We start from the raw sequence: 12855 nt of genomic DNA on the forward strand, positions 1-12855 counted from the left end.
CAGCGAATCTGCCATCCGGCCGGAATCAGAGCGAGTGGCAGGACTGACTCCTTTCGCAAAATTCCTACCGTATCCTCGAACCCATGCGAACCGTCGCGGTCGCGCTGGTCGACGACATGCCGCTGTTCGAGCTGGCCATCGCGGCGGAGGTGTTCGGGCCGTCCCGGACCGACCTCGCCGACCCCTGGTACGAGCTGCGGTTCTGCGCGGCGAAGCCGGAAACCCGCACCGAGTTCGGCTTCCGGCACCACACCAGTCACGGTCTCGACGCGCTCAAGGACGCCGACACCGTGCTGGTCCCCGCCTTGCCGTACACGTATGTCCAAACTGGACAGACCATCCCAGCGGCTCTGGTCAACGCCGTCCAAGACGCGGCGGAGGCGGGTGCGCGGATCGTTTCTCTGTGCACCGGCGCGTTCGCACTCGCGGCGGCGGGGCTGCTGGACGGCCGGCGCGCGGCGACGCATTGGATGTACGCCGCCACGCTCGCCATGCTGCATCCGCGGGTCCAGGTCGACGCGTCGGTGCTGTACGTGGACGACGGGCAGGTGCTCACCAGCGCCGGGCGCAGCGCGGGAATCGACCTCTGCCTGCACGTCGTGCGCAGCGACCTCGGCGCGCACGTCGCCAACGAGGTCGCGCGCCGGATGGTGCTGCCCGCGCATCGCGGCGGCGGCCAGGCGCAGTACGTCTCCGCGACAGTGCCGGAGACCGACGACGCCGGGCTCGGCCCGGTGTTGCACTGGGCGACGCGGCACCTCGACCAGCCGCTGACCGTCGAGCAACTGGCCCGCCAAGCCGGAGTCAGCCCGCGCACGTTCGTCCGCCGGTTCCACGAGGCCACCGGGACCACGCCGCTGCAATGGCTGCTCGACCAGCGCGTCCTGCACGCTCGCAGCCTGCTGGAATCCACCGACCTGCCGATCGGCCTGATCGGCGAACGCAGCGGCCTCGGCTCGGCGGCCAACCTCCGCCGCCATTTCACACTCCGGCTCGGGACGGCTCCGACGGACTACCGGCGCGCGTTCCGCGAATGAGCCCGATCGCGGTCAACCCGGCCGCGACGGTCAGGCCGACCGCCGTCCAGCACGCGGCTTTCAGGTCCGTGGCAAGGAAAACCGTGGTCAGCACCGCGACTCCGATGGTTCCGCCGAGTTGCTGCACGGCGTTCAGCAGCCCGGCCGCCGAACCCGTCTCCGAGGGGCGGACCAGCGCCAGCGCGGCGGTGAAGAACGGCACGGTGAACAGCCCGGTCCCGGTTCCGGCGACCGCGAGCGGGAGCGGGAGCGGGAGCGACAGCGGCCAACCCAGCGCGATCCCGGCAATGCCGACGGCCAGAAAACCCACGCCAGCAAAGAGAATCCGGGTGCCATGGCGCGGGACGAGCCAGCGTCCGGCCACAAAGGACGATACGGCCAAGCCGCCTGACCACGGCAGCAACGAGAGTCCGGCGGTCCGGGCGTCGGCGTGCTGGGTCAGTTGCAGGAACAGGACGACAACCTGGGTGAGGCCGGTCATCACGGCGAAGAACAGCACTGACGTGACCAGCCCAGCGGGGAATCCCAGGCCGTGCAACAGGCTGCGCTCGATCAAGTTGCCGTGAAAGCGTTGCTGTAGAGCAAAAATAACGAGCACCACCACTCCGGCGGCGACGAGGTAGCCGTTCCGGCGGGTGAGCAGCGGGTAGACCACGAGCCCGGCGCCCACGACGACCAGGCCGGTCCCGAGCAGGTCGAGCCGCGGCCGGGCGGCGGACCGGTCTTCGGCGAGCAGCCCGGACGCGGCGAGCACGGCGAGTCCGAGCGGGACGTTCACCAGGAACACCGACCGCCACGTCCAGGCGTCGGTCAGCAGTCCGCCCAGGACCGGACCGCTCACCGCGGCCAGTCCCATCACCGGGCCGATCATGCCGAGCGCCCGCGCCCGGGCCGCGCCGTCGAACAGGACGCGGATCAGCCCGATCGTCTGCGGGATCACCAAGGCCGCCGAAGCTCCTTGCAGCGCGCGGAAAACCAGCAGGAACCCTGGCGTGGTGGCGGCCGCGCACAAAGCCGAGGCGACTACGAAACCGGCGACGCCGAGCTGGAACGTGCGGCGGCGGCCGAGGATGTCGCCGAGGCGTCCGCCGGTGATCAGCAGGAGCGCGAAGGGCAGCGTGTACCCGGCGGTGGAGAAGGAGATCATGCTGGGCGCGCCGCCCAGTTCGGCGTGCACCGCGGGCGCGGCGACCTGGACGATAGTGGTGTCGAGGAGGTTCATCGCTTCCGCGACGAGCAGGACCGCGAGCGCGGCCCAGCGGCGTGAATCGTTCGGCATGCGGCCAGCCTGGGCAGCTTCCCCACCGGATTCCAGCCACCGGGCATAACGAGCGAAAATCTTCCACCCAGGACAGTCTGGTGCAGAATCAAGCCATGCTCGACGACCTCGATCACGCCCTCGTCCACGCGCTCCAGCTCGACGGCCGCGCCCCGTTCGCGCGGATCGGCACCGTCCTGGGCGTCTCGACGCAAACCGTCGCCCGCCGCTACCGACGGTTGCGCGCCGAAGCCGGACTGCGCGTCGTCGGGCTGGCCGCACCGCATCGCGCCGGACAGACGCAGTGGCTCGTGCGGCTCACCGTGGTCCCGGCAGTCGCGCAACGGGTCGCCGACGCGCTCGTCCGGCGCACCGATACGACCTGGGTCAAACTGGCCGGTGGCGGTACGGAAATCTGCGTCATCGTCCACGCTGCCAACGACTCCACGCCGGAACACGGCCTACTGCTGCACGACATCCCGCGCACGACCGGCATCACCGCGGTCTCCGCGCACCAGCTGCTGCACCTGTACCACGGCGGCCCCACCGCCTGGCAAGGCCGCGCCGACGTCCTGACCGACGCCCAGCGCCGCCAGCTGGAACCGGAAACCCGCGCGACCCACACAAACGCGACCCCGGCCGACGAACCGCTGCTCACCGCGCTGCAGCGGGACGGCCGCCTCGGGCAAACCGAACTGGCGGCCGTCACCGGCTGGTCCGCCGCGACCGTCGCGCGCCGGATCGCCGACCTGCGCGCGGCGGAAGCCCTTTATTTCGACGTGGAAATCGACGCCCGGCTCTTCGGCGCGACCACGCAAGCTCTGCTGTGGATGGCCGTAGCCCCCGCCGATCTCGACGCCGTCGCCACCGAACTCGCCACCCACCGCGAACTAGCTATCGTCGCCGCGACCACCGGGCCGACGAACCTGCTCGCGCACGCGCTCTGCGCCGATCCCCCAGCGCTGCACCGGTATCTCACGCACCGACTCGGCGCGCTGCCCGGCATCCGGTCCTGCGAAACCGCACCGGTCCTGCGCACGCTGAAAGCCGCCAGCCCGCTCAGCCGCTGACCGCCTCGTACACCCCGGCGATCAACGCCACGAACGGCACCAGCGACAGCAGCACCAGGAATTCCGAGATATCCAGCAACCGCGACCAATACGGCGACCGCACCCCACGCGCGACCCGCGTCGCGTAGAACAGCGACACCACCGCGGCCAGCACCAGCGCCAGCCCGACGGCGAGCAGCGCGATCCGCTGGTTGTCCGCGATCAGCCAGAAACCCGCGATCAGCAGGGTGACGAGGCCGAAACCGACCAGCACCAGCCGTTGCGTGCGGCCCGCGTACGAGCGCGACCGCTGGATCCACGCCGTCCCCAGCAGCGCGGCCAGCCCGGCTTCCCACGCCCCGCCGGTGGCGAGCACGATCGACGAACCGATCACCACCAGCCCGAGCGCCACCAGCAGGCTGGTGAGCAACGCCTGCGCATACGTGGTCCGCCCGGCCATTTCCACGCCGAGCGACGGTTGTTCGTTGGCACGGAAGGATTCCATGTCGTCCGGCACGCGCGGGAGCGGCATCCGGCCCAGCCGCAGCGCGAGCATCGGCGCGACAGCCGCCAACGCCGTCGCGAGCACTGCCGCGACAGCCGCGGCGGCAACCGGCTTCGCACCAGTCAGCAACACCACGCCGGTCGCGATCGCGCCGATCCCGGCCGAACCGACGACCGCGACGAAGAACGGCAACCGATCCGCGACCGAAACCGCCGCCAGAACACCGTAAACAGTCACCGCGGCCAGCCCGGCGGCAAGCGGCCCGGCGGAGAGCGAGAACATCGAATGCGGTGGCAGCAAAGACATTCCGGCCAGGAACGCCACCCCGACCCCGGCCAGCGCACCGGCCGCGCCCGCGCCCGAATCGCCGTACGCCCGGCTCAACGCGCCGCCGCCGAGCAGCAGCACGATCGCGAGCAGCCCGGTGCCGATCGGCGCGAGCACGCTGCCCGCCAGCGAGGCCTGGATCAGCAAACCGCCCGCGAACAAGAGCACCGCGGCCGCCGTGATCCCGGCCCGCCGGGCGATTTTCGGCCCCCACGCGGTCGACGCGGATTCCCCGACGCTCGCGATCGAGTCCACCACGTCGTCGAACAGCAGCGGACCCCGCGGACGTTCCCGCGGGGTCAGGTGCAGCACCTCTCCGTCGCGCACCTGCGCGGCGGCCACGGTGAGCCCGAGCGCGAGCGGCGCGCCGCCGAGCCGCGACAGCACCCAGCCCGGATGCTCGGCCGACGCCTGCCCGGCCGCCCCGGCGAGCCGGACCAGCTGCGGCACCAGTTCGGCGAACGTGCTCTGCTGCGGCAGCGCGACGTCCACCCTGGCGCGCGGGGTGACGATCGTGACGCGCCGGGTCGACCCGGCGACGGCCGGCGCGCTCACTGCTGGGACCTGGACGCCTCGATCACCGGGGCGAACTTCGCGCTGCTCGCCTCGGCAAGCTTCCGCAGGCCCGCGTTCACCGCTTCGAGGACGATCTCCGACAGCGTGCGCGCGTCGTACTCGCGGATCGCGCGCTGGTCGATGTCGACCGAGGTGAACCGGCCGTCGCCGCGCAGCGTCACGGTCACCTCGTTCTGCCGCGAGGCGGCCTTGACCTCCATCGCCTCGACCGTGCGCTGGATCCGCTGCACCTCTTCGGTCTGCTTGCGGACCTGCGCGAGCAGTTCGTCCATGTCCGGCACGGCATACGGTTCAGTCACCGTCGTTCTCCTTCTCCTGCGGGGTTTCCCGGCGGACGTGCACGCTGGCGACGAACTTCCGGAAATCGGGGACGAGCGTGCGCGCGTCCTGCGGATCGGCCGTGCAGACCAGCTCCAGCACGACCCGCCCGGCCGGACCGGGCACGGTCAGGAACACCTGGATCTGCAGCAGGTCCTGGCCCTCGCCGGTACGCATCCGCACCGTCTGGGTGCAGCCGGGCGCGGCGGGACTGCCGACCTCCTTGCGGTCGAGGACGTCCAGCAGCGCCATCGTCCGGCCGAGCCGTTCGACCGCCTCCTCGGCGATGTCCTTCATCGGCGGGGAATCCTGGCGCTGCTGGATGCCGAGCGTGATGTTCGGCGTGAAGTCCGCGACCGGTTTCGGGTGCACCGCGACGAAAACCAGGCCGGGCGCGATCGGCGGCACCGGCGTCCAGCCCTCGGGGACGTCGAAGCCCAGCGGAAGCGTCACCAGGTCCGCCATGGCGCTCACCACGAACCCACATACTGCACGGCGTCGTCCCAAGCCCCGCCCAGCGCGTCCGCCGCCTCGCTCGCCGTGTGGCCGACCGCGTCGACCGCCGCGCCGCCGTATTCGCTGACCGCCGCACCGACCTTCGGCAGGTCGATGTCGATCTTCGCGCCGAGCCCGGCGCCGAGCCCCAGCGCGGCACCGGCCTTGAAGTTCATCTTCAGATGGCCGTTGTCATACACGAACTGCCCGTCGAGCTGAGCGCCGATTCCATACTGGACACTCCCGCTCGCGCCGACGCCGACACCCGCGACATCCGCGGCGACCTGCCCCTCCAGCTTGCCGCCGGCGAACGCGTTGGCATGCACGCCAAGCCCGTGCACCCCAAGCTGTCCCGAAGCGCTGACCTCGCCGCCGGCGAACGCGGAACCGCGAGCACTGCCGTGCGCGACGCCGTAGCTTCCGCTGGTCCCGATGTCTTCGCGGAAGCCCAGTTCGGCATGGCCGGACGCCTTCGCGTCCCAGCCCTGCGAGGAGATTTTCCCGTCGTACTCCGGAATGAAGCCGTCTTGCTCGTGCGCCGTCTTGTAGTAGGTGATCTCGGTGGCGCGGGCGATCTCGCTCTTCTGCTTCGGCTGCCCGAAGGGCGTGTCGGCCTTCTTCGGCGCGCGAGTGCCTTCCAGCCCGTTCCAGGTCAGCTTCTTCCAGCCGGAATTGCCGAACCACGACGGCGCCGACCGTGGCCGCTTCCGTCCGTCGAGCGTGTCGCCGTTGACCCAGGACAGCGGACCGTAATTGCGTTTGCCCAGCTTGCCCGGCTTGCTCATCGGCCCGGCCCACGGCGCGGGTAACAGCTCCGCCAACGCGTCCGACAGTTCGTCGGCGACCTGACCGGCCGCCGCGACCGCCTGCTCGCCCAAATCCCTTGCCGCGGCGATAAAAGCGCCCACCGCGTTCGGATCCGCCGAGCGCGCCTGGTTGATGAGCTGCGTGCCGTACTGCTCGAACTGCGAGAGAACCGAGTCAACGCCAGAGCGCGCCCACCGCAACAGTTGTCCGGCCATCGACAACCGCTTGCCCTGATCGGCCAGCTTCGTGCCGTCCTCCGTCAGCGCGTGCGCGACATCGGATGCCGCTGTCGCGTATGCGGTGTACGCAGCGCCGTCCCAGTCTGCGTGCAATGCCGTGGCAGCGTCCGCGATTTCAGTGGCTTTGCCGGTAATCGTGGACGCGTTGGTGCCGCAGCGGTTCGCCGCCGCTTCAAGCGCCGCCGGGTCGCCAGTGACCCGGCGCTGGTATTCGACCAGCACCTGCCGGTAGTTCGACAGCACCGAGCTGACGACTCCGGACGCGTCCACGGCCATCGGCTACGCGCCCTTCGCGTCGATGTCGACGTGCTGCTGGAAGTGCTTGCCCTGGTAGGTGACGTCGACATCGATGTCCACGTCCTGCCCGGCCGGAGCTTCGACAGTCGACTGGCCGGTGTTCAGGTCGGTGTGGATCACGACCTCGTGCGCGCCGGTCGACTGTCCCGGCACCGACGGCACGGAAGGCACCGAAGGCGCGGGAGCCGGGGCCGGAGCCGGGTGGTCCACGGGGATCCAGCTGTTCCCCGGATTCGCCCCCGTCCCGGCACCGCCGCCGGACGGCCAACCGCCTGCGCCAGTGCCGCTGCCCGACGGCCAGCCGCCGTTGGACAGCGCGGGCGGCGTGTAGTTCGTGAACGACGGGTTGCCTCCAGGCACTCCCCCGCCGCTGCCGCCGATCGCCGCCTGCCCGGACGCGCTCGCGACCGGCGCGGGCATCTGCGGCGCGGTGACCGGAGTGCCGGACACCGCCGCGTTGCCCGCCGCGCCGTTGGCGTCGGAAGAACCGTGGTGGAACAGCTTTTCGAGGTCGCCGATGATCGTCGCGACCTGGGTGATCTGGTTGGCGAGGTCGCCAGCGCCGAGCGCCTTCAGCAGACCGCCCACCGCGGTGATGAATCCGCGCAGCGTGGCGCTGGTGGCAGTGGAAAGCGCGACCGCGGCACCGTAGGTCCACCAGTTCGACATCAGCGACGCGACGGTCGGGTTCACCGCCGCGACCACCGACCGGTACGCCTCCTGTGCCGTCTTCACCAGCGTGCCCGAGACGCCGAGCAGCTCAGCGCCCTTCTCGATCACGTTGATGATCTTGGTGAGCTGCTCGAGCGAATGGGAGATCTTCCGCAGCGCCGATTCCGACGCCCCGCCGGACCAGACCTTGCCGAGCTGGTCGGCGGCCTTGCTCAGCTCGGTGTAGAGAGAGGTCAGCTCGGCGGCCTTGTGCAGCAGGTCGAGGACGTGCTTGGCGATCTGCTCGGGCTGGCCGGTGACGATCTGCGGCAGCACGGTGATCGGGCCGCCGCTGGTCGCGGTGGCGTCCATCGCGCTGGAGTTCGGGAAGAACATCGGCTTCGGACCTCACTTGGTCGGGGGGTCGGGGTCAGACGGAGGCGGGCCGGTACACGCTGACCTTGGCCAGTCCGCCGAGGCCCGGGTCGAGCAGGCCGTGGTTGTAGAGGGCGCCGCCGTCCCCGGCGACTCCGATCACGGGGTGGTGGTCGGGCAGCAGAAGCGGCTCCACCACGACGACGTCGCCGCTGTGCACGCCGCCGGGCACGTCGCCGAAGGTGCGCGCGGTGCCCGAATACACCTCGATCAGGCCGACGCGCGCCTGATTGTCGGCGTCGCCGGCGAGCCAGTCGTTGAAATCCGCGACGCTGTGGAACCGGGCGTCGGTCAGCGGATGCTCGGCGAGCCTGCCGAGCTCCGCGTCGCCGAGGTAGCGCAGCACGTTGCCGACCGAAGACGGTTCGCCGTGTGCGCCGGTGCTGTCGGTGATGGCCGCCGCGGCCAGGTGCGCGGCGTGCGGGGCTCCCCAGATCGACGTCAGCGATGACGTAGAAGACCCAGCAGACCGACCGCCGCCATAGCCGTCGGAAACTGCTTCGTCGGCGCTTTGGTAAGCGTCCGCGCTGTGCTTGACCAGGCCGTTGATCTCCTGCAGCAGCTGCAGCAGCGAACGCACCGCGGTCACCTGTTGCGAGTGCAGCGCCTCGTTCGCCGCCGCGACGACGCTGCCGAAACTGGCGAACGTCGTCGGCTGCAGGACGAGTTTTTCCAGGTCCGCGACGGCGTTGATGCCGTGGGCGATGACGGCGCCCACGTTGCCGACGGTGGAGCGCATGGCCTCCGGCTCGGCCCGGTACTCGCCGGTCGTGCCCATGGCTCTCCCTCCCGGTCTGCTGCGAACGACGCACCGGTGCGGGGCGTCTGCGCAGAGCGTAAGTTCGCGCCGCCGGGCGAGCGGACGGCAAAAGTACCCACCGCGACCGGACAACCGGCGGCCAAAATACGGGGCATGAGTTCCACGCGCGACCGCCTTGGCCTGCTCGGCGAGCAGCCCGGGGAGATCATGCTGCAGTCGCCGCCGATGCTGCCCAAGAGCGGCTCCGGCGGCGTGATGCAGCTCATGATGTTCCTGCCGATGATGCTCGGCATGGGCGCGATGTCGTTCGTCTACATCGGACGCGACGGCGGGGTGATGACCTGGATCTTCGGCGCGCTGTTCGTCACCGCGATGGGCGGCATGATCGTGATGTCGCTCGGCCGCGGCGGCATGGCGAAGAAGGCGCAGATCAACGAGGAGCGCCGCGACTACCAGCGGTATCTCGCCGGACTTCGCACGCGCGTGCGCGCGGTGGCCGACTCCCAGCGCGCCACGCTGATCGCGCAGCAGCCGGATCCGGCGGACCTGTGGGCGTACGTCGAAACCGACCAGCACTGGGACCGCCGCCGCGGCGACCGCTCGTTCGCGATGGTGCGCGCGGCCACCGGTCCGCAGCCGCTCGCGACGCCGTTGCGCGCTCCGCAGATCGCGCCGCTGGAGGAGCTGGACCCGGTTTCCTCCACCAACCTCAAGCACTTCATCCAGACCTTCTCGACCGTCGAAGGACTGCCGGTTTCGGTGTCGCTGCGCTCGTACGCGGCCGCGACGCTGTCCGGCCGCCGCTTCGACGTGCTCGGGATGACCCGCGCGGTGCTGGCGCAGCTGGTCACTTTCCACTCCCCGACCGACCTGCGCGTCGCGTTCTGCGTCGCCCCGGACCGTTCGCACGACTGGGAATGGGCGAAGTGGCTGCCGCACGCCACCGCGCCGGTGCTCGCCGACGCGACCGGCCCGCGGCGGCTGTTCGCCGACAACGCCGCGGAACTGGCCAAGCTGCTCGGCCCGGATCTCGGCGACCGCCCGGCGTTCTCGCGGCGCGGCAACGCGGCGGACCTGCCGCACATCGTCCTCGTCGTCGACGGCGGCGACTCCCACGGCGAACCGCGGCTGCTGGCCGAAGAAGGCCGGCTGGGCGTGACTGTGCTGGAAGTCGGCGGCGACCAGCCGCGCGCGACGTCGTCCGAACGGTTGCTGAGCCTGCACATCGCACCTGACCAGCTGGGCATGGTGGTGCTCGACGGCACCGAAGCGCGGCTCGGGTTCCTCGGCATGCCGGACCGGCTCGACCACGGCGCGGCCGAAACGCTGGCCCGGATGCTGACGCCGCTGCACCACGGCGGCGCGGTGGTCAGCGAACAACCGATGTCCTCGACGTTCGGCCTGGCCGGGCTGCTCGGCATCGGCGACCCGCGCGACACCGACACGACCGTCACCTGGGCCCCGCGCCCGGCGCGCGACCGGCTGCGGATCCCGTTGGGCGTGAACCCCGACGGCCGCCCGGTCGACCTCGACCTCAAGGAATCCGCCGAGGGCGGCATGGGCCCGCACGGGCTGGTGATCGGCGCGACCGGGTCCGGCAAGAGCGAACTGCTGCGCACGCTGGTCACCGCGCTGGCCGTCACGCATTCGTCGGAGAAGCTGAACCTCGCGCTGATCGACTTCAAGGGCGGCGCGACGTTCGCCGGCATGACCAACCTGCCGCACACCTGCGCGGTGATCACGAACCTGTCCGACGACCTCGCGCTCGTCGACCGCATGGCGGACGCGTTGAACGGCGAATTGCTGCGGCGGCAGGAACTCCTGCACTCAGCCGGGAATTACGCGTCGGTGCGCGACTATGAGAAGGCGCGCGCGGACGGTACTCCGCTGCAGCCGTTGCCGTCGCTGCTGGTGATCATCGACGAGTTCTCCGAGTTGCTGTCTTCGCGGCCGGAGTTCATCGACCTGTTCGTCGCTATTGGACGGCTAGGCCGCTCCCTGGGAATCCACCTGCTTTTGGCGTCGCAACGTCTTGAGGAAGGACGCCTGCGCGGACTCGACTCGCACCTGTCGTACCGGATCGGCCTGCGGACGTTCTCCGCCGCGGAAAGCCGCGCGGTGCTGGGTGTCGCGGACGCCTACCAGCTGCCGCCGGTGCCGGGTTCGGCGTATCTGAAGTCCGACAACGACACCCTGATCCGGCTGAAGGCCGCGTACGTCTCCGGCGAACTCCCGCCACGCAGCCGGATTGTCCGCTCGGACGGACAACAACTGGGCGTTCTGCCGTTCACCCTGGGACCGGTTGAAATACCAGTCTCCGAACAACCCGCCGCCGAGGCCCCGGCGAAGGGCACCGGCGAAACGATCATCGGCGCGATGCTGTCCCGTTTGGAGGGACGAGGCCCGGCCGCGCACCAGATCTGGCTGCCGCCGCTGGCCGAACCGCCCACTTTGGACCAGCTGCTGCCCCCGATCGGCGAAGACCCCCGCCGCGGTTTGTGCCCGCTCGGCTGGGGAGGCAACGGAAAGCTGACCATCCCGGTCGCGTTGGTGGACAAGCCTTTCGAACAGCGCCGCGACATGCTGTGGGCGGATTTCTCCGGCGCCGCGGGCAACGCGGTGATCGTCGGCGCACCGCAAAGCGGCAAGTCGACATTGATGAAGGACATCGCGGCGATGCTCGCGCTGACCCACACCCCCGCCGAGGTGCAGTTCTTCATCCTGGACATGGGCGGCGGCGCGCTGGCCCCGATCGCCGGCCTCCCGCACGTCTCGGGCTACGCCACCCGCCGGGACCCGCAACGCTGCCGCCGGGTCGTCGCGGAACTGGTCACCTTGCTGGAACAGCGGGAAGAATTCTTCGCCGCCCACGGGATCGAGTCGATGGCCGCCTTCCGCAGCCGGCGCGACGAATTCACCGAAAGCAGCGACGACCGCGAGTTCGGCGATGTGTTCCTCTTCGTGGACAACTGGACCACCATCCGCTCGGAGTACGAACGCCTCGAAGAGCAAATCACCGCGCTCGCCCAGCGGGGTCTGGGCTTCGGCATCCACGTCCTGGTCTCGCTGAACCAGTGGATCGGCGCCCGCGCCCAGCTCCGCGACGCCATCAGCACCCGCTTCGAACTGCGCCTGGGCGACCCGGCGGATTCCTCCATCGACCGCAAGGTGGCCCAAAACGTCCCCGCCGACCGCCCCGGACGGGGTCTCACCGCGGACAAACTGCACTTCCTCGCGGCCCTCCCGCGCATCGACTCAGACCAACGCCCGGAAACCGTCGGCGCCGGCGGCCTGGACCTGGTCCGCCGGGTCTCCGCGTCCTGGACCGGCCCCCGAGCCCCTCAGGTCCGCCTCCTTCCCCCGGAGGTCCCGCTGGACTCCTTCCCCGTTGCCCCGCGCGGCCGGATCACCCTGGGGCTGGCGGAATCGACCCTGCGCCCCGTCCACCTGGACTTCCGGACCGACCCGCACTTCCTGGCCTTCGGCGACGTCGAATCGGGCAAGAGCTCGCTGCTGCGCGCCCTCGTCACCGGCATCTGCCAAACCCACACCCCCGACGAAGCCCTGATCCTGGTCGGCGACTACCGCCGGGGCCTGCTGGGCGTCGTGGACCAACCGCACCTGCTCGGCTACGCCGGTGCGGAGAACACGCTGACGGACTTGGTGAACCAATGCGCGACCGCGATGCGCAACCGGCTCCCCGGTCCCGATGTCACCCCCGACCAACTGCGAAACCGCTCCTGGTGGCGCGGCCCGGACCTGTACGTGGTCATCGACGACTACGAACTGGTCGCCACTGCCGGACGGAACCCGGTGCTGCCGTTGCTGGAATTCCTGCCGCAGGCCCGGGATATCGGCCTGCACCTGATCCTGGCCCGGTCCTCCGGCGGTGCCGGGCGGGGCTTGTACGAGGCGGTGATCCAGCGGGTGCGGGAGCTGGGGTCGCCTGGCCTGGTCATGTCCGGCGGGAAGGAGGAGGGCGCGCTGATGGGCGATGTGAAGCCTTCGCCGCAACCCGCCGGGCGCGGGACGTTGGTGTCCCGACGACATGGGACGGAATTGGTGCAGGTTGCGTGGACTAAGCCGGTGGAGGACTGAGCG

Annotated in this window: 10 protein-coding genes; 3 read left to right on the top strand and 7 right to left on the bottom strand. The window is 70.4% G+C overall.

Features of this window, described 5'->3' with window-relative positions; translation table 11 throughout:
* The first annotated feature begins 83 nt into the window (after positions 1–83).
* Positions 84–1037 (top strand): helix-turn-helix domain-containing protein, encoded by a 954-nt coding sequence (locus ACZ7SW_RS43985; RefSeq protein ID WP_470236314.1) that lies wholly within the window; start codon positions 84–86, stop codon positions 1035–1037.
* On the opposite strand, the gene ACZ7SW_RS43990 is transcribed toward ACZ7SW_RS43985, so the two are convergent.
* Positions 982–2316: an MFS transporter gene (locus ACZ7SW_RS43990; protein ID WP_470236315.1), complete on the bottom strand. Its 1335-nt coding sequence runs from the start codon at positions 2314–2316 to the stop codon at positions 982–984. The genes ACZ7SW_RS43985 and ACZ7SW_RS43990 overlap by 56 nt on opposite strands.
* A gap of 95 nt (positions 2317–2411) precedes the next feature.
* Between ACZ7SW_RS43990 and ACZ7SW_RS43995 the strand changes: the two genes are divergently transcribed.
* The gene (locus ACZ7SW_RS43995; protein WP_470236316.1) at positions 2412–3365 is read left to right on the top strand and encodes an Lrp/AsnC family transcriptional regulator; all 954 of its coding nucleotides are present in this window, start codon (positions 2412–2414) and stop codon (positions 3363–3365) included.
* Here the strand turns inward: ACZ7SW_RS43995 and eccD are convergent.
* Genes eccD through ACZ7SW_RS44025 form a run of 6 tightly spaced genes read right to left on the bottom strand, consistent with a single transcriptional unit; the run spans position 3355 to position 8772 of the window.
* Entirely contained in the window at positions 3355–4731 is a 1377-nt protein-coding gene (eccD, locus tag ACZ7SW_RS44000; RefSeq protein ID WP_470236317.1) for a type VII secretion integral membrane protein EccD, read from the bottom strand. The two genes, ACZ7SW_RS43995 and eccD, sit on opposite strands and share 11 nt — an antisense overlap.
* Positions 4728–5051 carry a YbaB/EbfC family nucleoid-associated protein gene (locus ACZ7SW_RS44005; RefSeq protein WP_470236318.1) on the bottom strand — a complete coding sequence of 108 codons (324 nt, stop codon included), beginning with the start codon at positions 5049–5051 and terminating at the stop codon, positions 4728–4730. The genes eccD and ACZ7SW_RS44005 overlap by 4 nt, the downstream gene beginning before the upstream one ends.
* A complete protein-coding gene (locus ACZ7SW_RS44010) occupies positions 5044–5535 on the bottom strand; it encodes a hypothetical protein (protein WP_470236319.1) in 492 nt (163 codons plus the stop codon). Before ACZ7SW_RS44010 ends, ACZ7SW_RS44005 begins: the two co-directional genes overlap by 8 nt.
* A 5-nt stretch (positions 5536–5540) precedes the next feature.
* Positions 5541–6887 carry a WXG100 family type VII secretion target gene (locus tag ACZ7SW_RS44015; protein ID WP_470236320.1) on the bottom strand — a complete coding sequence of 449 codons (1347 nt, stop codon included), beginning with the start codon at positions 6885–6887 and terminating at the stop codon, positions 5541–5543.
* A 3-nt stretch (positions 6888–6890) separates the two neighbouring features.
* The gene (locus tag ACZ7SW_RS44020; RefSeq protein WP_470236321.1) at positions 6891–7955 is read right to left on the bottom strand and encodes a WXG100 family type VII secretion target; all 1065 of its coding nucleotides are present in this window, start codon (positions 7953–7955) and stop codon (positions 6891–6893) included.
* A gap of 34 nt (positions 7956–7989) precedes the next feature.
* Positions 7990–8772, bottom strand: coding sequence for a WXG100 family type VII secretion target (locus tag ACZ7SW_RS44025; protein ID WP_470236322.1), 783 nt, complete (start codon positions 8770–8772; stop codon positions 7990–7992).
* Between the two features lie 135 nt (positions 8773–8907).
* Between ACZ7SW_RS44025 and eccCa the strand changes: the two genes are divergently transcribed.
* On the top strand, positions 8908–12852 hold the full coding sequence (eccCa, locus tag ACZ7SW_RS44030) for a type VII secretion protein EccCa (RefSeq protein ID WP_470236323.1): 3945 nt from the start codon (positions 8908–8910) through the stop codon (positions 12850–12852).
* The last annotated feature ends 3 nt before the right edge of the window (positions 12853–12855 follow it).

Source organism: Amycolatopsis sp. NPDC114484 (genome assembly GCF_055633755.1).

Coding starts and splice junctions, on each gene's coding strand:
- eccCa (WP_470236323.1), top strand. CDS start 8,908: ATGAGTTCCACGCGCGACCGCCTTGGCCTGCTCGGCGAGCAGCCCGGG.
- ACZ7SW_RS44010 (WP_470236319.1), bottom strand. CDS start 5,535: ATGGCGGACCTGGTGACGCTTCCGCTGGGCTTCGACGTCCCCGAGGGC.
- ACZ7SW_RS44015 (WP_470236320.1), bottom strand. CDS start 6,887: ATGGCCGTGGACGCGTCCGGAGTCGTCAGCTCGGTGCTGTCGAACTAC.
- ACZ7SW_RS43995 (WP_470236316.1), top strand. CDS start 2,412: ATGCTCGACGACCTCGATCACGCCCTCGTCCACGCGCTCCAGCTCGAC.
- ACZ7SW_RS43990 (WP_470236315.1), bottom strand. CDS start 2,316: ATGCCGAACGATTCACGCCGCTGGGCCGCGCTCGCGGTCCTGCTCGTC.
- ACZ7SW_RS44025 (WP_470236322.1), bottom strand. CDS start 8,772: ATGGGCACGACCGGCGAGTACCGGGCCGAGCCGGAGGCCATGCGCTCC.
- ACZ7SW_RS43985 (WP_470236314.1), top strand. CDS start 84: ATGCGAACCGTCGCGGTCGCGCTGGTCGACGACATGCCGCTGTTCGAG.
- ACZ7SW_RS44020 (WP_470236321.1), bottom strand. CDS start 7,955: ATGTTCTTCCCGAACTCCAGCGCGATGGACGCCACCGCGACCAGCGGC.